This is a genomic window from Bacillus sp. GW823-FHT06B01, from assembly GCF_058952315.1.
In genome coordinates, this window is sequence record NZ_JBXAHR010000004.1 from 243,792 (window position 1) to 263,763 (window position 19,972).

Consider the following 19,972-nt stretch of genomic DNA (forward strand, 5'->3'; position numbering starts at 1 on the left):
AACTCCTTTGGTAGGAGTTGGGTTTATTTTTGCGTGAATATATATTAGTATTATATATTGTGAGATTAATAGATGAGGTGAATCGATGAATAAGAAAGCAGTACTTGTCCTAGTTATTTTTGTATTGTTTGTCGCTTCGGTTGTGAGCGGTAAATTGTACTGGAATAAGAAGATTGCAAATGCGACGGGACAGACGAGTGAAGTAACGAACACGAAGTCTGAAGTGAAAGATAGCGGAGCGAAGAAAACAGAGAAAAAACAAGATGCGAAGTCATCTTTTAATGAAGCATATGCGAAGAATTTACCAGATGCAGTGAAAGAGAAGTTAAAGAAAGCTGCTGAGGATAAGAAGGCAGTAAATCTTGTTATTGTTGGTGATGAAGCTTCTTCATCTGAAAAAGATGCTTGGGCAGCTAAGTTAACGGCTAATTTAGAGACTGCTTACGGTAAAGGTTTATGGAATGTGACGGTAAAGGAATATAAGGGTGAAAGCACAGAAGAGTTAATCGCAAATAAGCGTGATAAAGAGATTGCGAAAGATAATCCAGATGTGATTTTATTCGAGCCACCATTTATTACTGACAATGGTAAAACTGGTAATGGAAATTCTGTTGCGAGTACGCAGAAATTTGTTCAAGCACTTTCTACTAGTGCAAAGGGTGCTACGATTATGATTCAACCACCAAACCCAGTGTATGGTGCGAAGAATTATCCGAAGGCGATTGAGGCGTTAAAGCAATTTGCAACGCAAAATGGTTATACATATGTGGATCATTGGAGAGCATGGCCGGATGCATCAACGAAGGCTATCCTACCATACTTAACAGAAGAATTCGGTTTCCCAAGTGCTAAAGGGCATGAAGTTTGGGCACAATATGTAACGGATTATTTCGTTGCTAAGTAATAAAGGTACACAAAAGGTATACGAGCAATCGTATACCTTTTATAATAAGAGAGTGAATAATAAATCCTAATATATGTAGGAGGAAGACAATGAATTCAATTCTAATCTGCGGCGGAGCTGGTTATATCGGTTCTCACGCTGTGAAAAAATTAGTAGACGAAGGTTTATCTGTAGTAGTAGTAGATAACTTACAAACGGGTCATGAGGATGCAATTACGGAAGGTGCGAAGTTTTATAATGGAGATCTTCGTGATAAAGCATTTTTAAGATATGTTTTTAAACAAGAGAGTATTGAGGCGGTTATGCATTTCGCAGCTGATTCTTTAGTTGGAGTTAGTATGGAGAAGCCTCTTCAATATTATAATAATAATGTGTATGGCGCGCTTTGCTTATTAGAGGTAATGGATGAGTTTAAGGTAGATAAGTTTATTTTCTCTTCTACTGCGGCAACGTATGGCGAGGTAGATGTAGAACTTATTACTGAGGAAACGATGACAAATCCAACGAATACGTATGGAGAGACGAAGTTAGCAATCGAGAAGATGCTTCATTGGTATAGCCAAGCTTCTAATTTACGTTATAAGATTTTCAGATACTTTAACGTGGCTGGTGCAACTCCAAATGGTATTATAGGGGAAGATCACCGCCCAGAGACTCATTTAATTCCTCTTGTACTGCAAGTGGCGTTAGGTCAACGTGAGAAGATTATGATGTTTGGTGAGGATTATAATACACCAGATGGTACTTGTATTCGTGATTATATTCATGTTGAAGATTTAGTTGCAGCTCACTTCTTAGGGCTTAAAGACCTACAGAACGGCGGAGAGAGTGATTTCTATAACTTAGGAAATGGTAATGGTTTCAGTGTAAAAGAAATCGTTGATGCAGTTCGTGAAGTTACAAATCATGAAATTCCTGCTGAGGTAGCGCCACGCCGTGCAGGAGATCCAGCACGTCTAGTTGCTTCTTCTCAGAAAGCGAAAGTGAAGCTAGGTTGGGATCCTAAGTATGTAAATGTGAAGACAATCATTGAGCATGCTTGGAATTGGCATCAGAAGAAACCTAATGGGTATGAGAAGTAATAATTTTTTAAACCTCAAAAAGTAGTTTTAACTACTTTTTGAGGTTTTTTTGTTTATGTAAAAATGAATAAATTTCAAACAATAGAATCTTACATTTCATGAACCTGCCGATATGTTATGATAAATGCACTAAGTTAGTAACATATTGGGTACAAAGGATAGAAGAAACAGGTGAAGCAGATGAATAAAAGACAACAGGAAATTTTACAAGTTTTATTATCTGAGTCTAATGAGTATTTGTTAGTGCAGGAGCTTGCTGATAGGATAGGCTGTTCGGAGAAGACGATTCGTAATGATTTTAAGGTGATTGAGGAATATTTAGAGAAGTATTCAGATGCACTTCTTATTCGGAAGCCGGGTTTAGGTGTCTGTTTAGAAATTAAGGATTATGATAGGACGAGTTTGTTTAATAAATTGTATGCTGTAAAACAGAATGTAAGCTATGCATCAGACGAGGAGAGAGTGTTGCAAATAGCGTATAGTTTGTTGATGAATGTTAAGCCAGTTACGGTGCAGGAGCTTGCTGAGCAGTATTTTGTTAATAGAGCTGCAGTTAAGAAAGATTTAGATAGAATTGAAAAGTGGCTTGAGGAACTGGGATTAGAGTTAATTTTAAAGCAGAGGGTAGGCTTAACGGTAGAAGGCGATGAGAGAAATAAGAGGAAAGCATTAGCTAAACTATCAGATTTAATTCATAATCGGGAATTAATGAACCAATTTATTAAGGAGCAGTTTTTGTATCATGAAATTGAATTTGTAATGACTGAATTGAAAGCGTTACAAAAAAGATACGCTATATTCTTTACGGATGATACGTTAGAAAATCTTTTATTACATACGTTAATCATGGTGCGGAGGATGAAGTTAAAACAACCAATTTCAATGTCTACAGATGATTTAAACATTGTGCGAGAGACGAAAGAGTATGGGTGGACATTGGATTTCTTAACAAGGTTAGAGTTTGTTTTTACGGTTCATTTTACTGAAGAAGAGATAGCTTATTTAGCCATTCATATTTTAGGTGGGAAGTTTCGCTATCAAGATGAATGGGAAAAAAGTAAGCTAAATGTGGGTAGCCCCGTGCTTTCACAAGTTGTATCGCATTTAATAGATCGTATGTCTAGGTTGAATGAAATCGATTTCGATAAGGATACATTTTTAGTAGAGGGATTACAGATGCACCTGTATACTACATTAAATCGTTTGCAATATAATCTTTCTGTCTCGAATCCGATGCTTCATGAAATTAAGCGTATGTATCCGTATATGTTTGATATGTTAATTCATGAGCTAGATGATATTAATACATCATTAAGTTTACAAATCCCTGAGGAAGAGGCAGCCTATCTTACTTTACATTTTCAGGCGGCAATAGAGCGTTTGAATGATAAAAAGGTATCAAAAAATGTGATTATTGTTTGTCATATGGGGATAGGGATGTCGCAATTATTACGGACAAAAATTGAAAGGAAATTCCGGCATGTCCATGTAATGGATTGTATCGCAAAGTCCGATTTGGAAGAATACTTAATGAAAAATAAAAAGGTAGAGCTTATTATTTCTACGATAGATCTTCCACAGTTAAAGATTCCTCATTTTGTTGTATCTCCTTTATTAGAGCGGAGTGAAGAAAGTAAGTTAGAGGATTTTATGAAGAAATTAGATGAACTACCATCTAACGAAAATAAGGACTTTGTTTTATTGAATTATACAACTCCTTTTTTAGTTTTTTTACAACAGGAAATAGAGCATCGTTACGAGTTAATTGAAAGATTGGCGAGATCTCTTTATGAAAAGGGATATGTAGAGAAAGAGTATATTGTAAGTGCGATTGCTAGAGATAGAATGTCAGCAACGACAATTGGTGCAGGAGTCGCCATTCCGCACGGAAGTCCTAAGTTAATTAAACAATCCGCAATTGCAGTGGCTACGCTTAAGGAGCCGCTAGACTGGGGAGTAGAGAAAGTATCGCTTGTATTTATGTTAGCAGTTAAGAGTGATGGTAAGGAAGTTACGAAACAGTTATTTCATGAGTTGTCTTTTATAAGTGAACAGCCTGTTTTTGTTCAGAAGCTTATAAAGGAAAAGAATATAATGAAGTTTTTATCTTATTTAAGATATGAATAGGTAAGGCGAGAAGCCTTACTTTTTTATTTGCTTCGGTAAAATAATGTTTTTTCCGGAGGTTACGGTAAAAAAGAAAACTTTTATGAATCAAATATTGATATATAGTATTTGTAGGCGCTTACATAAGGGTTGAGGAGGATTAAAATGAAAGTACTAGCGATTACATCGTGTCCAAATGGGATTGCCCATACGTATATGGCTGCAGAAAACTTGCAAAAAGCAGCGGATAAATTAGGAATTCAAATGAAAGTTGAAACACAAGGTGGTATAGGTGTTGAAAATGAACTTACTGAGCAAGAAATTCGTGAAGCGGATGGCATCATTATAGCTGCGGATCGTGCTGTAAATAAAGATAGATTCATAGGTAAAAAGGTACTAGTTGTAGGAGTTAAAGATGGCATTCGTAAACCAGAGGAGCTCATTCAAAAAGTAGTAGAGGGTAATGTTCCTGTTTATCATTCAGATGTGAAAGAGGCAAGGGATGACTCGCAAGGAAAAAAACAAAATCCTATATACCGCCATTTAATGAATGGCGTATCATTCATGGTTCCTTTCATTGTTGTAGGAGGATTGTTAATTGCAATTGCATTAACACTTGGCGGCGAAAAAACTCCTGGTGGTTTAGTAATACCAGAAGGTTCTTTTTGGAAAACAATTGAGCAAATAGGTGGAGCTTCATTTGCATTTATGGTTCCGATTTTAGCTGGTTATATTGCGTATAGTATAGCTGATAAGCCTGGACTTGTTCCTGGTATGATCGGTGGATATATTGCAGCAACGGGAAGTTTTTATGGTAGTGAGAGTGGAGCGGGTTTCCTAGGCGGCATTATCGCAGGTTTCTTAGCTGGTTATGTAGCTTTAGGGATTAAAAAGTTAAAAGTGTCAAAAGCGATTCAACCAATTATGCCGATTATTATTATTCCGGTATTTACATCACTTATTGTTGGTTTAGCATTTGTATTTATTATCGGTGCTCCTGTAGCACAAGTATTTGAATCGTTAACGGCTTGGTTAGCTGGTATGCAAGGTTCAAGTTCAATTCTTTTAGCATTAATCTTAGGTGCAATGATTTCATTCGATATGGGTGGTCCAGTAAATAAAGTGGCATTCTTATTTGGTTCGGCAATGATCGGAGAAGGAAATTATGAAATTATGGGACCGATTGCAGCAGCAATTTGTATACCGCCAATCGGGATGGGACTTGCTACATTTATCGGAAAGAAAAAATTCCAAGAGTCTGAAAAGGAAATGGGGAAAGCCTCATTTACGATGGGCTTATTCGGTATTACAGAAGGGGCTATTCCTTTTGCAGCGCAGGATCCATTGCGTGTTATTCCAAGTATTATGGCTGGTTCTATGACAGGTGCAGTTATTGCAATGATTGGTAACGTAGGAGATAGAGTAGCACATGGTGGACCAATTGTTGCGGTACTAGGAGCTGTAGATAACGTATTTATGTTCTTTGTTGCTATTATTGCAGGTTCTCTTGTTACAGCAGTTATTGTGAATGTATTAAAGAAAGATATTTCGAAAGTTGAAGAAGTCCAGGAATTAAAAGAAATGAAAGAAGTTTCAGCAACAAAGGAAGTAACGGAAGTTCAAGAGCAAGTGATAGAAAAGAAAGATGAAAAGATTGAAATTCAGAAGTTAACAGATATAACGAGTCTGGAGTTAATAGATATTCATTTAGCAGGAGAGACACGTGACGATATTATTGATGAAATGATTGGGAAATTAAATGCTGTAGGTGCTTTACATTCTGATTCGGAGTTTAAGCAAGCTATTATGAGTCGCGAAGCAGAGAGTAGTACAGGTATTGGAATGAATATTGCGATTCCTCATGGAAAGTCAGATGCAGTAAAAAAACCGAGTGTTGTATTTGGGATTAAACAATCGGGGGTAGATTGGAACAGTTTAGACGGAACGGATGCAAAGTTAGTATTTATGATTGCAGTTCCAAAAGAGAGTGAAGGAAATGAACATTTGAAGATTCTTCAAATGCTTTCACGAAAACTTATGGATGATAGTTACAGAGAGAGATTAATATCTGTCCAAACGAGAGAAGAAGCACATAAATTATTAGACGACATCGTATAAAATGGAGGATTTTAATCATGACAGAACCGTTATTTTTTGCACCCATTTTTAAAGAAAGAATTTGGGGTGGTACGAAATTAACTTCTTTCGGATATGAAATACCATCAGAACAAACGGGAGAATGTTGGGCTTTTGCAGCACATCAAAATGGACAAAGTGTAGTGAAAAGTGGAAAGTATAAAGGCTTGTCTTTAGGACAATTGTGGAATAATCATCGAGAATTATTTGGGGATATTGAGGGGGATCGCTTTCCTCTCCTTACAAAAATTTTAGATGCAAATCGCGATTTATCTGTTCAAGTGCATCCGAATGATGAATATGCACGTATAAATGAAAATGGTGAGCTAGGAAAGACTGAATGCTGGTATGTCATCGATTGCAAAGAAGGTGCTGAGATTATTTATGGGCACCATGCAAAAACAAAGAATGAACTAGTAAATCTGGTTGAACAAGAAGAGTGGGACAAGCTATTACAACGTGTAAAAGTGAAACCGGGTGATTTCTTCTTTGTTCCAAGCGGCACAGTTCATGCAATTGGTGAAGGTATTTTAATATTAGAAACGCAACAAAACTCTGATACTACTTATCGATTATATGATTATAATAGAAGAGATTCAGAGGGGGAATTGCGTGAACTTCATCTTGAGAAAAGTATGGAAGTAATAGAAACACCATTTGTTTCAAAACAACAAGTTGTACAATATGAAGAAATAGAAGATTTACATGTAACAAAACTTATTGAGTGCTCTTATTTTTCAGTGAGAAAATGGGAATTAGACGGGACGGTTAACTTAACACAAAATAGTCCATTTCTTCTCTTAAGTGTAATAGATGGAGAAGGAGAGCTAATACATGGGACTGAAAAGTATCAAATTGAGCAAGGGGATCATCTCATATTGCCAAGTGATTTTGGGGAATATAGAGTTGTAGGACGTGCTGAATTTATTATTGCGAGCGTGTAAGCGAAAAATATAAGTGGAGAGAGTATCGTCGACAAAATATGTTCGACAATACCCTCTCTTTTTTTGTATGATTTTTGCTATACTAAACTGTACTATAATACGAGATGGAAGGAGGAGAATAATGAAAATACTTGTAGTTGATGATGAATCGAGTATTCGTAATTTGATTCGGATGCAGCTTGAGATGGAAGGATATGAAGTGCTCACGGCGGCTGATGGAAGAGAAGCTTTAGCGAAATGGAATGAAGGGCCGGATGTACTGATTTTGGATGTTATGCTTCCAGATACAGATGGGTATGAGTTGCTTCGCTTGTTTCGTGAGCAGAATAGGGATATTCCAGTGCTCATGTTAACTGCAAAGAGTCAGATGAATGATAAATTGCTTGGTCTGCAGCTTGGTGCGGATGATTATGTGACGAAGCCATTTAATTATGCTGAGCTTATTCTTCGGATTAAGAATATGACGCGGCGTGTGATGAAGGCAGAGGTAACGGTAAGTCATGAAGTAATTGGGGCAGGAGAGATAACGATTTGTCCTAAGGAAAGAAAGGTACATGTTAGTGGACAAGAAATTCAGTTAACGTACAGAGAGTTTAATTTATGTCAGTTGTTTGTTTCCAATCCGCAGCGTGTATTTATGAGAGATGAGTTACTTGAGAAAGTATGGGGGTTTGAGTATATCGGAAATACGAGAGCGGTTGATATTATGGTGCAAAGACTGCGGAAGAAGCTAGGGAATAGCGGGGAATATATTAAGACAATTTATGGCGTTGGCTATAAACTAGATTGTTAAGTGGTGATGGTATGTCTTTAAAAAGGAATATGGTGTTTGGAATAGTGGGACTGTTAATCCCGATTTTTGTTCTTTTGTACGCAGTTGTTTATATTACGTTAGAAAAGAATATGTATCATAACGCGGCAAATTCTTTAGAGAAATTAAGTGTAGAAGCACAAATTTATACGATGAATTATTTAGAGAAGGAAGCAGAGGTAGAGACGCTCGGTCCGAATTCACTTTTAATTGCTTCGTATTTAGCGAAGCGCATGGATGTACGTGTACAGATGATTGGGAAGAATGGAGATGTTGTTGCGGATACGCAAAAAGGAGCACTTCTTCATCGGAACATTGATATTGAGAGCTCTTTGAAGGGGAAGAAGTCTTATGTTTTTGAAGAGGGAGACCCAGCTCCAATTCTTTTGTTTTCAAGCCCAGTTTATTATGGAAACGATGTCATCGGAAGTGTTCGTTTTATAAATGAGTTAACGGGTGAGAAGGAAGTTTTAACAAATGTTGGCTGGACGTTCTTAATGACGTCTCTTTGTCTAGTAGCTGCGGGTATTTTCTTTGCAATTCGTTTGGCAAAGTCTCTTCATAAGCCGATTGATCAGTTAAGACAAATGGCAAAGCGGCTTGCGAATGGGGATTATAAAAGCAAGATTGAGCTAAATGAATATGTGGAAATTGCTCAGCTTTCAGCATCTTTTAATGCGATGGCTGATGGAATTGAACTGCATATTAAGCAATTGAAAGAGGAGAAAGAGAAGCAGAAAGATTTCTTAGACCGCATTACGCATGAGCTAAAAACACCGTTAACGGCGATTATTGGCTATGTGGATTTAATTCCGAAGTTAAAGGCGAAGGAAGATGTAAAAGAGAGCCTGCGATATGTGGCTGTAGAGAGTGAGCGTTTATTATCACTTGTAGAGGAATTACTTAAGTCTTCAAAGTACGGGACGAGTACGTTTGAAGTATCACCTACAGTTGTGAACATAAAGGAATTAGCAGAAGAAGCAGTTTCAATTGTGAAACCTCGTCTGCAGAAATTTGAGATTGAAGTGATAAATGAGTTAACCGATGTACATGTCGTTGCCGATTTCGATAAGACGAAACAGATTTTCTTAAACGTGCTTGATAATGCGATAAAATATAGCGATGCTACACAAATTCGTATGAATGTAATTGTAAATGAATGCGAGGCAAAGGTTTTTGTTCATGATGATGGCATTGGTATAGATGAAGGTGTGCTTGCAGAGTGGAATGAATCACCAGAAGGGAAGGTACTGCCTTCTAGTTACGGGAATGGTTACGGTTTGTATATTTGTCAGGAGATTATGAATAAGCAGGGCGGAAGTATGCGAATTGAGAGTAGTGAAGAGATTGGTACTACAATATTTATTACATTTTTGCTTCCGAGACGGATGGAAGACATAAAAAACTTGAAAGCGGTTAAATGATACATTTATGAAACAATTATGCGGTATTTTCGAAACAACGTTTTTTTATCTTGGAGGTAGGCAGAAATGAAAAGGCTATCATTTCAAATTCTTATGTTTGTTCTTTGTATAATTGTTTCTCTTATTTTGTTTTATGTGATGGAGAAGCAAATATATAATCGGATCACAATAGTGAATGACAAACAAACTGTTTTACAAAGAGTGAATGAATCCCTGCCTACTGAAATGAAGGTTAGGCATGAAAAGTGGGGAGAAATTGTTATAACGGATGAAGTTCGTTTGCATACGATTGTTTCATTCTTTGACCGAATTCAAATAGAACCGAGAGAAGCTAAGAATCAAGAACAAGTATTTACTGGAGAAGTAACGTACTTGAATGGAAATAAACGTACTTTTGCAGTAGGTGACTTGTTCCAGTACGGGGCTGATATGTACGGAAAGAATGGTACGGATCCAATGATTTCAGCATTTCAAACGTATTTGTTAAGCCTGTATTATACACCAGAACGTATTAGTGATTTTTTTGCGTCAGCGCAGGATGTCATAGTGCGCCAAGGTGATGTAGAACGTGCGATGAATCTTACCCACATACTTGATTCGATCCGGTACGCAAAGCAAATTACAGATTACGGAGAAATACAGAAATTATTACAATCACAGAATGAACCGATTGCTTATATTACCGCTTATAAAACAAGGAAGCGTATAAAGAATGAGCGGGAAGACATTCTTACTATTTCTGTATATCCATCGTACTTTGTTGTGCAATATCTCGGCGATAATAACGGGAATGTTATGTATATGAAAAGCTCCCTCGCAAATTTATTTGTAAAGGAGAATGTGTCATGAGAAAGATAGCCTTTTTCTTCTTTTTGCTAGTAATTGGAGGAGCGATGTCTAGTTGCTCTCGAGATACAACCTCTATTAAATATAATAAAAGTGGTCTCCCTGTTTTGGATGATCGTCATCTTGTTGCGTATGTAGCAGCTCGTGAGGAAGTTGGTGAAGCTTTGCTTTCATCATTTTGTAAACAACGCGGCTGTACGTATGAATTTATTCGTCTTTCGACGGAAGAGCTTCTTCGGAGGGTAGAAGAGGAAGCTGGAAATCCGAAAGCAGATATTATTATTGGTGGTACGGTAGACGCGCATCAAATGATGAAGCAAAAAAATCTATCTATTCCTGTTATGAGTCAGCATGCGAACCGTATTTCAAAAACTGTTAAAGATAAAGACGGTTATTGGTACGGTTATGAAGTGGAGAAGCTGGCAATTGCGATCAATAAAGAGCGGTGGAATGAAGAAATAGCGCCGCTCGGACTTCCTTATCCATCAAGGTGGCAAGATTTATTAAATCCAGCATATAAGGGAAAGGTTGTAATGCCAAATCCAAATGTCTCAGGAACAGCATATACGTTTTTTCAATCACTTATTGATACTGTAGGTGAAGTAGAAGCGAAGGAATATGTGAAGAACCTTGCAGGGCAAGTTGGTGAAGTAACGGTGAATGGTTACATACCGGCAGAACTTGTTGCAAGCGGTGAGTATATGATAGGCATCAATTTCATGGGAGATCAGAGAATGCTTCAAAAACAAGGCTTTCCAATTGTAAGTATTGTACCTGAGCAAACAGGGTTATCTGTTAATGCGATTTCGAAACTAAAACGTGCACCGAATGGTATTATTGCGGATTTATTTATTGATTATTGTTTATCAGAAGAAGCGGGTCACATTTTAGAAAAAGTTTCGTTTGGCGTACCAACGATGTTTGCGAAGAATGAGCAAGAAATAGAAGGACAGCCGGTTAGAAGAACAAATAAAAATATATCAAATAGCGGAATAATCGAGATATGGAATAGACAGCGTCTCTCTCAGAAGTGAGAAAAGGAGACGAAAATATATGTTTAAATGGCTTAAGCCAGCACCTGCAATTGAGAGATTGCCAGCGGATATGATTGATCGAGTATACAAATTATTACGTATTCGTGTATTGATGGGAATTTCAGTTGGGTATGCTGCTTATTATTTAGTTCGTAGTAACTTTACGTTATCAAGTACGTATTTAGTACAAGAATATGGGTTTAGTACAGCTGAAATTGGACTACTAGGTTCAATTATGGCAATTGTTTATGGGTTTAGTAAGTTCTTTATGGGGAATTTGTCAGATAAAGCTTTCGCCCAGCGCTTTATCGCAGTCGGTTTATTCTTATCAGGACTTGTAAATATTTGTTTCGGTTTTGCATCGTCATTTGGAATGATTGTTACACTACTTGTTCTAAACGGTATTGTACAAGGTATGGGAGCACCCCCTTGTAGTATCGTTATGACGAAATGGTTCTCGAAGAAAGAACGCGGTACGAAAACAGGTATTTGGAATATTTCACATAACGTTGGCGGAATGCTTGTGCCACCACTTGTCGGAATTGGTGTAGCTATTTTTGGTGAAAATCATTGGCAAGGCGGCGTGTTTATTTTCCCTGCGATTATCGCAATGGTAATTGCAGTTCTTGTTTGGATTAATGCGAAGGATACACCAGAATCAGAAGGTCTTCCTCCAATTGATGAGTATCGTAATGACTATGAAAATCTTGAAAAAGCAGATAATGCTAACAAGATGTCACCAAAAGAAATTTTAATGAAGTATGTAGTGAAAAATAAATTTGTATGGTTCTTATGTATTGCAAATGCATTTGTGTATTTAATTCGTTTCGGCGTTATTAACTGGGTTCCGCTTTATTTAACGACAGTTAAAGGCTTCTCAAAAAATGAAGCACACGCGGCATACGCAATCTTTGAAGGTATGGCAATTCCAAGTTCATTAATCGTTGGTCTTTTAAGTGATAAATTATTTAAAGGAAAACGTATGCCATTATGTATCATTAGTATGGTCGGAGTTGTTATTGGTACGTTTGTATATTGGCAAGCAACTAGCATACTTGTTGTAAGTATTGCAGTTTCTATTATCGGTTGTTTAATTTATGTACCACAGTTCTTAATCGGTTTAAGTGCGATGGAATTAGTACCGAAATTTGCAGTAGGTACGACAGTTGGTATGTGTGGTCTGTTCGGTTATGTAGGTGGAAGTCTTGTAGCAAACGCAGCAATCGGTGTTATTGTTGATCGTTCTGGCTGGGACGGTTGCTTCATCTTACTATTAACAGGTGCAATTTTATCAACAATCTTCTTGTTCATCGTTCAACGTGGACATGAGGGGAAAAAAACTAAAGTAGCATAATATTTTGTCTAAAAAGCTATCCAGTTGTTATATTGGATGGCTTTTCTTATATTCATATAATCTTTCCTTAAATCTATCTTAAAAGACAATATGTCATATTTCTAATCATTGGAATTTTTGTTACAATATAAATGGATGTGTAAAACTTTGTAAAAAGAATGTAATAATATGTAATTTATTTTCAGAAAGTTTTATACAATTTTTATATTAAACTATTAAGTTATAAAGGGAGCGAGAAAATGATACCAAATACGGTTCGTACTCCAAACAAGAAGAAGAAATGGATTATTATCGGGGTTATTGCACTAATTGTTATTGTAGCAGCAGTTAATATTTTTATTATGCAAGGTAAGAAGAAGGGAGCATCAACATCTGCTGATGCTGTAAGCTTTGAGAAAGTAACGGAGCGAAAGCTTAATAATACGAAGTTAATTTCTGGTCAGGTGAAGCCTGGGAATATTGAAAGTTTTTATGCAGATCCAACTAAAGGAAAAGTGAAAGATATTGAGGTAAAAGAAGGACAAGAGGTTGAGAAAGGTGCGAAGTTATTCTCTTATGATAATGAAGAGATTAATTTGCAAATGAAGCAAGCTGAGCTTGATCAGAAGATGGCGGATATGCGTTATGATCAAGGGAAGAAAAAGATTGATTCGCTCAAGAAAGAAATTAAGAAGGTGAAAGATAGCGGAGCTGGGAAAGAAGTAACAGATCCGATGGAAGAGCAAGTAAGTGAGTTAGAGATGGCGCAAAAGACAACTGATCTTGAGAAAGAAAAAGGGAAGTTGCAGAAAGAAGAGTTAAGTAAAAAGCAGAAAGAGCTTACGATTTATAGTAATTTTACTGGTGTCGTTCAAAAGTTAGATAAAGATGCGGCGCAAAGTTCATCTCAAGCGTTAGGCGGTCAAGGGAAAGCATTTTTACAAGTGGCGTCTAAAGATCCATTCCAAGTGCAAGGGACGTTAACTGAGCTTCAAAAGTCACAAATTCAACCAGATCAAACATTTACTGTCACTGCGAAAGCAAATAGTAAGAAGAAGTGGACAGGTAAAATTACAGAGGTAAGTGAATTCCCAACGAGTGCAGAGATGGCTCAAGCTGGTGGTATGGGTGAAGCGACTCAAAATATGTCCCAATATACATATAAAGCAAGTCTTGATAGTCAAGATGGTTTATCTCCAGGTTATCACGTTTCTCTGCAAGTAAATTTAGAGAATAAGACGATGATTGCTGTTCCAACTAAGAGCATTGTAGAAAAAGGCGATGATGCATTTGTTTATATTGAAGAGAAAGGGAAGCTTCGTAAACAAAATGTGAAAAAAGGTTCTACTGATGGAGATTGGACAGAGATTGTTGAAGGCGCAAAAGTGGGGCAAAAGGTGGTTAAAAATCCTTCCGACGACGTGTATGACGGAATGGAAGTGAAAGAGAAATGATTACGTTAAATAATATTGCTAAAACGTATTATCAAGGAAAGTTGGCAGTGCCGATCTTACATGATATTAGTTTAACGATTCAAAGCGGTGAGTTCGTTTCGATTATGGGACCGTCTGGTTCTGGTAAATCAACGCTTATGAATATTATCGGTTGTTTAGATCGTCCAACAGAAGGCGAATATATGCTGAATGATGTGAATATCTTAACAGCAGACGAGTCAAAGCTTGCTTTAATTCGTAATGAATATATTGGCTTTGTGTTTCAGCATTTTAATTTGCTGCCGCGTCTTTCAGCAGTAGAAAATGTTGAACTTCCGCTCGTATACGGTGGTGTGAAGAAAGCAGAGCGTCGCCAAAGGGCTCTAGAAGCGCTTGGTAAAGTCGGTTTGTCAGACAGGGTTCACCATTTACCGAATGAGTTATCAGGTGGACAGAAGCAGCGTGTAGCGATTGCAAGATCGATTGCGAATAATCCAACGTTCATTATGGCCGATGAGCCTACAGGCGCGCTTGATACGAAGTCCGGTGAGCAAGTTATGGATATTTTCACGAAGCTTAATGCAGAAGGTACAACGATTGTTATGGTTACGCATGAAGAGGAAGTAGCAGCGTATTCTTCCCGCCGCATTGTACTGCGAGATGGGAAAATTACAGAAGATAGAAGGTGTGCGGTATGAGTTTACTAGATAGTATAAAAATTGCCCTATCTTCTATTTTAGCTCATAAACTGCGTTCAGCGCTTACGATGCTCGGTATTATTATTGGGGTCGGTTCAATTATTACTGTCGTTGCAATCGGGCAAGGCGGGGAAGCCATGCTGAAATCGAAATTCGCAGGTTCTGGTGGTAATAACCTTATGCCAATTCAATTTAAACCAGATATGAATGATGAGTTTGCTATAGGCGGATTTGAAATACCGAAGTTAACGGAAGAGGATATTTTAGAAGTAAAACAAGTGAAAGATGTTTCACATGTTATTACGACAAATTCGACGACAGAGATACTAGATGTAAATGATAAAAAAGCAAATCTGAATGTTATTGGTCTTGATAATGAATATTTTGCGGTTAATAAAGTAAAGGTCGTAAAGGGACGTACTTTAAATGAATCAGATATTTCTCATGCAAATAACGTTGTGATGATTAGTACAAAAACAGAAAAGACGTTATTTAAGGACGTAAACCCAGTTGGGCAAATTATTGAGATGAAAGGACAACCGATGCAGATTGTCGGTGTGTATACATCTGATAATGAGTTTATGGGATTTGAAATGGAAGAAGCGTTAATCCCCCTTACATTATGGCCTGTTTTATTCGGAACAGATGATATTCAAAATATCGCAATTCAAGCTAAAAATGTAGACGATTTAGAAGCAGCTGGGAAACAAGCTGTTGATGTATTAAATAGTCGTAAGCCAAGTGAAATTCCAGGTAAATATGAACTAGTGAATTTAAAAGAATTCCAAGAAAATGTTTCTAAAGTAACTGGTATTATGACGATGATTATCGGTGGTATCGCGGGTATTTCATTAGTCGTTGGTGGTATTGGTGTTATGAACATTATGCTTGTATCTGTAACGGAGCGTACGCGTGAAATTGGGATACGTAAAGCGCTTGGGGCAACACGTAGTAAAATTTTATTACAGTTTTTAATTGAAGCAGTTATGTTAACGCTTCTAGGTGGTTTGATCGGAATTGGTCTTGGATATGGTGGGGCATATATCGTTTCCACATTTGCGAAATGGCCACCACTCGTTTCATGGGAAGTTGTTGTTGGAGGCGTACTATTCTCTATGACACTTGGTATTATTTTCGGATTAATTCCAGCGAACAAAGCTGCAAAGTTAGATCCAATTGAAGCATTACGTTATGAATAAGTTAGTAGTGTAGTAGAGAGTGGGCTCTCTACTATACATTACCGTTCTAGTGGGCGGTTCGTAGCCTCATGTGAGGAAGTGAACCACCCACTAGAACGGATTATATAAATAGAAGGAGGCGTTATAATGGAAGCGAATTTGAATACACAAAAAGCTGGCGGAGAGAAGCCATCATTGTTTGGAATGATTACCTCTCCTAGTTTACAGTTTGAGAGAATGAAGACGAGCGAGAAAGTTTGGGGTATGTTCTTCTTAATGGCGCTATTACAAGGGCTGTTAAGTGCTTTTACTACATACGTTACGAATACGTCACCTGAGATGTTGAAAGTGAAAAAAGAACTAGGTGAATTTGCAGGACAGAGTTCACTGACGTCCGATGTTATTTCCAGCATTGTGTCTGGTACTATAGGGGGTATGTTGGTAACGTTCGTTGTTGCAGCTATTTATAAAGTATTTATGATGTTCTATGGGAATGATACCTCTTATAAAAAATTAGTAACGATTATTGTATATGCGAACATTGTTGTTATTATTGGTGGATTTATTAATGGTAGTATAGCTTTAATTTTAGGTGTCGCACCAACTGCATATACAAGCTTAGGACCACTATTTGAGCAAGGTTCAGTTGCTTATGGAATAGGGAGTTCGATTGAAGTATTCTATTTATGGAATATCGTTTTAATTTGGTTAGGACTGCAAATTACAGCGGGAGTAAGTAAAGTGAAAGCAGCAATTCCAATTATCGTTTTATTCATCATTAAAGCGTTATTCTTAGCAGCGATTGTTATGTTAATTACAGCATTTTTACCAAATATGCCAGTATAAATAAGGGGGCGTTATAATGGAAACGAATATTAATACGCAAGATGTAGATTCGAAAAAGCCGTCATTATTAGGGATGATTACATCTCCAGGTGAACAGTTTGAGCGAATGAAGACGAAAAGTCCGGTTTGGATAGCTTTCCTTTTATTTGTTCTAATTGGGACGGTTACGACAGCTGCGGTATTTTATTTATCAGTGGTTAATACCCCAGAAGTGGCAAAAGAAATGAATGGCCAAGATGGGGAAATGATAAAATGGTTTGCACTTGGTGGCGGAGCACTTTTCGGATTATTTGGAACACCTATCGGCCTCTTTATTGCAGCAGGTTTCTATAAAGTGATTATGATGTTAATGGGCAATGATACTCCTTACATGAAGATATTATCTATTTACTTATACGCTAATCTTGTTTTCTACATTGGGAGCTTGTTAAATGTAGGATTAGGTTTGATTTTTGAAGGAAATGGAACGGATGCTTATACAAGTTTAGCTCCTTTATTTGAAAAAGGGACAGTTTTAAATGGCATTGCATCTTCAATTGAGATTTTTAATATTTGGAGTTTAATTTTAACAGGATTAGGGTTACATATTGTGGCTGGTTTAAGCAAGAAACAAGCGACAATTTTAATTGTAATTTTCTTTATTCTAACAATAGGGTTAGGTTTTTTAAAGGGTTTAGGAAACAGTTTTGGCGCATAATATATTTTTATGAAAAGGTGGCTCTCTCGGGAGTCACCTTTTTTATTTTTACCCTTATTTCAAATACGACCAGCAGAATTTCAAATTCTACTTCGTGTAATTTAAAATTTCGGCGATAGTATTTGAAATTACTCACAGTGAAATCACTTCTTTATTTTTATATTGTGGAGGTACCGGCGGAATAACAAAGAGGTATACCTTTTAGAAGTGGGTACTGTGTGAAACCAGCAACTTTTAAAGAGGCAGTTGTTTTGTATGAAGGTATGATTGTAAATCAAATAAAGAAGTTAGGTATTTATCAAGATCATGAAGAGTATTATCAATGTGGTTTAATTGGTCTTTGGTATGCATATGAAAGGTATGATGCGGAGAAAGGAAGCTTTCCTGCATATGCAGTTATAACGGTGCGTGGTTATATATTAGAAAGATTGAAGAAAGAGTTTGCAGTGCAAGAAAAGTGTGTATATGTAGGAGAGTATGAGGATATCTTTCATTTTGAAGATATTGAAATGAAAGCGAAAGATTTTATGAGTGTGTTAGATGAGAAGGAGAAGTACATTATTTTTGAACGCTTTTTTGTAGGGAAGACGATGGGGGAGATCGCTAGTGAGATGGAAATGACTTATTATCAAGTGAGATGGGTGTATCGGCAAGCACTTGATAAAATGCGAAATAGCTTAAGAGAATAAATAGTATCATAAGAATGGAAGGCAAAGTATATTGCTTTCCATTCTATTTATTTTTGTTAAGGTAGTAAATGTAATAAGAGGTTTTTGAATTGTAGTGAATCTTGCATGTTCATACGTGATAATACGTATCCAGCTTTTAATAATTGTTGTTTTAACTTATGGGGACTGATATGTATTGTTGTAGTAGTGCCATTTGAAAAATGAATGTTAGTTTTTTTGCTCTTTTTGAAAAATTCTATGTCATCTATATGGTTATAAAATAGCCATATACAGTTTGGAGAAGAAGGAGATTCTGTCGGGAAAGCACAAATATATTCTCGATGATTAATTGGAATTGGGACATTTTGTTTGAATTTAAAGTTTGTTTGGACTGCATTACGTCTACCTTGATAAGTAGAGTGAACATTGGTTAGACAAGATTGCTTGATGAGTTGGAGAGCAGTTTGACAGGAGTAAAGATGGTTCCCGCTACTGTCGATAATTTTGGTGCGATAATAAGGGTGCTTGTAAGGTTCCAGCATCATTGTAGAATTAGAAATAATAATATCATTTTCTTCATTCATAAATTTGATTCCTCCCTTATAAATGATAGTAATACCAAATATAATTATATACGAATTAAGTAAATTGATTATTAATATTCTGTTTCATATTGTAAATTTTGACTATTCGTTTACAATCAATAGATGTTAGTCTTTCTAATTTGCATCGCTTGTACATATATATGAAAATAGAAAAGAGTAGGCGGTGAGATAGTATGAAGAAAAAGTATATTATTATGGCTCTAGTTGTTGTTCTTCTAGTATATTTAGCAAATAGTAATCCGAGTAAAGGTGAATATACGGATTGGGCAGCGAAGCAGTTTATGAAACGTAATGATGTAAGTAAGAAGCTAGACGAAGTTCAAAAGGAAAATGAAGAAGGTCTCCTTGGCGATTTAGCATCGGCTGGTAAGAAGTTGGCGAAAAAATATGTTGAGCCACAAGTTGGATTATTAATCGAGAATTATACAAAGCGAAATGATTATATTTTCTTCTCAACATATACGACCGAGTTTGATATAGGCGGAGAACATTATAAATATGTATGCGTCGGTTTTTCAAAAATCTTTATTCCGATTGAAATGCCGAAGAAAAAAGACGAATCTGCAAAATGATGCAGATTCGTCTTTTTGTTTATAAGTTAATTGGAACTTCAGATACTTTCTTTTCTACGAGACGGGCTCCTTTTTTTCGGGTATTTTCATTAATTGATGAAAATACAGATGAGGCAAGGATGGTATCCATTACTTGATTTACGACTTGTGCATCGACGGGTGTGATAGGTTTCTCGATAGAAAAAACAACTGTTTTTCCATCTTCTTTCGCGAAAATTAATTCTAGTACTTGCATACTTTATTTCCTCCTTTTTATTTATCGTGTTATATGCGGGTAGGGCGATCGGTGTAATCAGCGGAGGATGCCCGCCACTGATTAAAGTTCCACCTTATAGGGTAGAAAGATCTGATGTGCTAACAAGTTGTATAGCGTGAAGCGGTGATGCTTGTAAAGAAGCAAGAGCACGTGCTACGTTTTGTACTTGCTCTAAGTTTGCGTTTGTTTTAACACGCTTAAATTGTTTTTGCTTAAAAGCTGTTTTTCCGTTCTGATCTAATCCATTGTTTAAGACAAGACGTAAAGTTAAGTCCGTTACGATTGTTTCGACTGCCATGTTTATCACCCCCTTTCACTTTATAAATAGGGTGCAAATGTCATGTTTTGGCGTGAAATTTATTCTTTTTTTTGGTACGCTTAAAAGACTAAGAGAGGGGT

20 protein-coding genes are annotated in these 19,972 nt (G+C 36.8%); 17 read left to right on the plus strand and 3 right to left on the minus strand.

The annotated features are described in order from the left end of the window. Positions 1-85 precede the first annotated feature (85 nt). The 16 genes from AC1Q8N_RS19765 to AC1Q8N_RS19840 all read left to right on the plus strand — a co-directional run bounded on the left by AC1Q8N_RS19765 (position 86) and on the right by AC1Q8N_RS19840 (position 18,161). Complete coding sequence (locus tag AC1Q8N_RS19765) at positions 86-904, plus strand: SGNH/GDSL hydrolase family protein (protein WP_493521337.1); 819 nt, start codon at positions 86-88, stop codon at positions 902-904. Positions 905-993: 89 nt separating this feature from the next. Then, positions 994-1,986: a UDP-glucose 4-epimerase GalE gene (gene galE / locus AC1Q8N_RS19770; protein ID WP_493521338.1), complete on the plus strand. Its 993-nt coding sequence runs from the start codon at positions 994-996 to the stop codon at positions 1,984-1,986. A gap of 180 nt (positions 1,987-2,166) precedes the next feature. Continuing rightward, a complete protein-coding gene (locus AC1Q8N_RS19775; RefSeq protein WP_493521339.1) occupies positions 2,167-4,113 on the plus strand; it encodes a BglG family transcription antiterminator in 1,947 nt (648 codons plus the stop codon). A gap of 144 nt (positions 4,114-4,257) precedes the next feature. Further along, positions 4,258-6,210, plus strand: a complete 1,953-nt coding sequence (locus tag AC1Q8N_RS19780; RefSeq protein WP_493521340.1) for a fructose-specific PTS transporter subunit EIIC — start codon at positions 4,258-4,260, stop codon at positions 6,208-6,210. 17 nt (positions 6,211-6,227) lie between these two features. Next, entirely contained in the window at positions 6,228-7,172 is a 945-nt protein-coding gene (gene manA / locus AC1Q8N_RS19785; RefSeq protein WP_048542616.1) for a mannose-6-phosphate isomerase, class I, read from the plus strand. Between the two features lie 121 nt (positions 7,173-7,293). Next, positions 7,294-7,965 carry a response regulator transcription factor gene (locus AC1Q8N_RS19790; protein ID WP_493521341.1) on the plus strand — a complete coding sequence of 224 codons (672 nt, stop codon included), beginning with the start codon at positions 7,294-7,296 and terminating at the stop codon, positions 7,963-7,965. 11 nt (positions 7,966-7,976) lie between these two features. Then, positions 7,977-9,407, plus strand: a complete 1,431-nt coding sequence (locus AC1Q8N_RS19795) for a HAMP domain-containing sensor histidine kinase (RefSeq protein ID WP_098819855.1) — start codon at positions 7,977-7,979, stop codon at positions 9,405-9,407. Between the two features lie 66 nt (positions 9,408-9,473). Then, positions 9,474-10,256 carry a DUF3919 family protein gene (locus AC1Q8N_RS19800; RefSeq protein WP_098048766.1) on the plus strand — a complete coding sequence of 261 codons (783 nt, stop codon included), beginning with the start codon at positions 9,474-9,476 and terminating at the stop codon, positions 10,254-10,256. After that, complete coding sequence (locus AC1Q8N_RS19805) at positions 10,253-11,287, plus strand: ABC transporter substrate-binding protein (RefSeq protein ID WP_493521342.1); 1,035 nt, start codon at positions 10,253-10,255, stop codon at positions 11,285-11,287. The genes AC1Q8N_RS19800 and AC1Q8N_RS19805 overlap by 4 nt, the downstream gene beginning before the upstream one ends. A gap of 19 nt (positions 11,288-11,306) precedes the next feature. Continuing rightward, positions 11,307-12,641: an MFS transporter gene (locus AC1Q8N_RS19810; protein ID WP_098633357.1), complete on the plus strand. Its 1,335-nt coding sequence runs from the start codon at positions 11,307-11,309 to the stop codon at positions 12,639-12,641. Between the two features lie 239 nt (positions 12,642-12,880). Then, positions 12,881-14,074 carry an efflux RND transporter periplasmic adaptor subunit gene (locus AC1Q8N_RS19815; protein ID WP_064460102.1) on the plus strand — a complete coding sequence of 398 codons (1,194 nt, stop codon included), beginning with the start codon at positions 12,881-12,883 and terminating at the stop codon, positions 14,072-14,074. Further along, positions 14,071-14,751 (plus strand): ABC transporter ATP-binding protein, encoded by a 681-nt coding sequence (locus tag AC1Q8N_RS19820; RefSeq protein ID WP_061673557.1) that lies wholly within the window; start codon positions 14,071-14,073, stop codon positions 14,749-14,751. Before AC1Q8N_RS19815 ends, AC1Q8N_RS19820 begins: the two co-directional genes overlap by 4 nt. Then, complete coding sequence (locus tag AC1Q8N_RS19825) at positions 14,748-15,950, plus strand: ABC transporter permease (RefSeq protein WP_000054368.1); 1,203 nt, start codon at positions 14,748-14,750, stop codon at positions 15,948-15,950. The genes AC1Q8N_RS19820 and AC1Q8N_RS19825 overlap by 4 nt, the downstream gene beginning before the upstream one ends. 126 nt (positions 15,951-16,076) lie before the next feature. After that, positions 16,077-16,775, plus strand: coding sequence for a YknW family membrane protein (gene yknW, locus AC1Q8N_RS19830; RefSeq protein WP_098075971.1), 699 nt, complete (start codon positions 16,077-16,079; stop codon positions 16,773-16,775). Between the two features lie 16 nt (positions 16,776-16,791). After that, a complete protein-coding gene (gene yknW / locus AC1Q8N_RS19835; RefSeq protein ID WP_000449616.1) occupies positions 16,792-17,472 on the plus strand; it encodes a YknW family membrane protein in 681 nt (226 codons plus the stop codon). Between the two features lie 218 nt (positions 17,473-17,690). After that, positions 17,691-18,161: a sigma-70 family RNA polymerase sigma factor gene (locus tag AC1Q8N_RS19840; RefSeq protein WP_098642136.1), complete on the plus strand. Its 471-nt coding sequence runs from the start codon at positions 17,691-17,693 to the stop codon at positions 18,159-18,161. A 56-nt stretch (positions 18,162-18,217) separates the two neighbouring features. Here the strand turns inward: AC1Q8N_RS19840 and AC1Q8N_RS19845 are convergent, their stop codons facing one another. Then, complete coding sequence (locus AC1Q8N_RS19845) at positions 18,218-18,724, minus strand: competence protein ComK (protein ID WP_098847573.1); 507 nt, start codon at positions 18,722-18,724, stop codon at positions 18,218-18,220. A 194-nt stretch (positions 18,725-18,918) separates the two neighbouring features. Here AC1Q8N_RS19845 and AC1Q8N_RS19850 point away from each other — a divergent pair, with 194 nt between their 5' ends. After that, the gene (locus tag AC1Q8N_RS19850) at positions 18,919-19,317 is read left to right on the plus strand and encodes a DUF4359 domain-containing protein (RefSeq protein ID WP_000731403.1); all 399 of its coding nucleotides are present in this window, start codon (positions 18,919-18,921) and stop codon (positions 19,315-19,317) included. Positions 19,318-19,336: 19 nt separating this feature from the next. Here AC1Q8N_RS19850 and AC1Q8N_RS19855 read toward each other — a convergent pair whose 3' ends face one another. After that, positions 19,337-19,552 (minus strand): DUF2922 domain-containing protein, encoded by a 216-nt coding sequence (locus AC1Q8N_RS19855; protein WP_048542594.1) that lies wholly within the window; start codon positions 19,550-19,552, stop codon positions 19,337-19,339. A 94-nt stretch (positions 19,553-19,646) separates the two neighbouring features. Then, positions 19,647-19,871: a DUF1659 domain-containing protein gene (locus AC1Q8N_RS19860; protein ID WP_087985939.1), complete on the minus strand. Its 225-nt coding sequence runs from the start codon at positions 19,869-19,871 to the stop codon at positions 19,647-19,649. Positions 19,872-19,972 lie beyond the last annotated feature (101 nt).

Bases quoted from the DNA above. Each gene is read 5' to 3' on its own strand.
- AC1Q8N_RS19805 (WP_493521342.1), top strand. From the start codon at position 10,253: ATGAGAAAGATAGCCTTTTTCTTCTTTTTGCTAGTAATTGGAGGAGCG.
- AC1Q8N_RS19795 (WP_098819855.1), top strand. From the start codon at position 7,977: ATGTCTTTAAAAAGGAATATGGTGTTTGGAATAGTGGGACTGTTAATC.
- AC1Q8N_RS19790 (WP_493521341.1), top strand. From the start codon at position 7,294: ATGAAAATACTTGTAGTTGATGATGAATCGAGTATTCGTAATTTGATT.
- AC1Q8N_RS19850 (WP_000731403.1), top strand. From the start codon at position 18,919: ATGAAGAAAAAGTATATTATTATGGCTCTAGTTGTTGTTCTTCTAGTA.
- AC1Q8N_RS19810 (WP_098633357.1), top strand. From the start codon at position 11,307: ATGTTTAAATGGCTTAAGCCAGCACCTGCAATTGAGAGATTGCCAGCG.
- manA (WP_048542616.1), top strand. From the start codon at position 6,228: ATGACAGAACCGTTATTTTTTGCACCCATTTTTAAAGAAAGAATTTGG.
- AC1Q8N_RS19765 (WP_493521337.1), top strand. From the start codon at position 86: ATGAATAAGAAAGCAGTACTTGTCCTAGTTATTTTTGTATTGTTTGTC.
- AC1Q8N_RS19780 (WP_493521340.1), top strand. From the start codon at position 4,258: ATGAAAGTACTAGCGATTACATCGTGTCCAAATGGGATTGCCCATACG.
- galE (WP_493521338.1), top strand. From the start codon at position 994: ATGAATTCAATTCTAATCTGCGGCGGAGCTGGTTATATCGGTTCTCAC.
- yknW (WP_000449616.1), top strand. From the start codon at position 16,792: ATGGAAACGAATATTAATACGCAAGATGTAGATTCGAAAAAGCCGTCA.
- AC1Q8N_RS19775 (WP_493521339.1), top strand. From the start codon at position 2,167: ATGAATAAAAGACAACAGGAAATTTTACAAGTTTTATTATCTGAGTCT.
- AC1Q8N_RS19815 (WP_064460102.1), top strand. From the start codon at position 12,881: ATGATACCAAATACGGTTCGTACTCCAAACAAGAAGAAGAAATGGATT.
- AC1Q8N_RS19855 (WP_048542594.1), bottom strand. From the start codon at position 19,552: ATGCAAGTACTAGAATTAATTTTCGCGAAAGAAGATGGAAAAACAGTT.
- AC1Q8N_RS19820 (WP_061673557.1), top strand. From the start codon at position 14,071: ATGATTACGTTAAATAATATTGCTAAAACGTATTATCAAGGAAAGTTG.
- AC1Q8N_RS19860 (WP_087985939.1), bottom strand. From the start codon at position 19,871: ATGGCAGTCGAAACAATCGTAACGGACTTAACTTTACGTCTTGTCTTA.
- yknW (WP_098075971.1), top strand. From the start codon at position 16,077: ATGGAAGCGAATTTGAATACACAAAAAGCTGGCGGAGAGAAGCCATCA.
- AC1Q8N_RS19845 (WP_098847573.1), bottom strand. From the start codon at position 18,724: ATGAATGAAGAAAATGATATTATTATTTCTAATTCTACAATGATGCTG.
- AC1Q8N_RS19800 (WP_098048766.1), top strand. From the start codon at position 9,474: ATGAAAAGGCTATCATTTCAAATTCTTATGTTTGTTCTTTGTATAATT.
- AC1Q8N_RS19825 (WP_000054368.1), top strand. From the start codon at position 14,748: ATGAGTTTACTAGATAGTATAAAAATTGCCCTATCTTCTATTTTAGCT.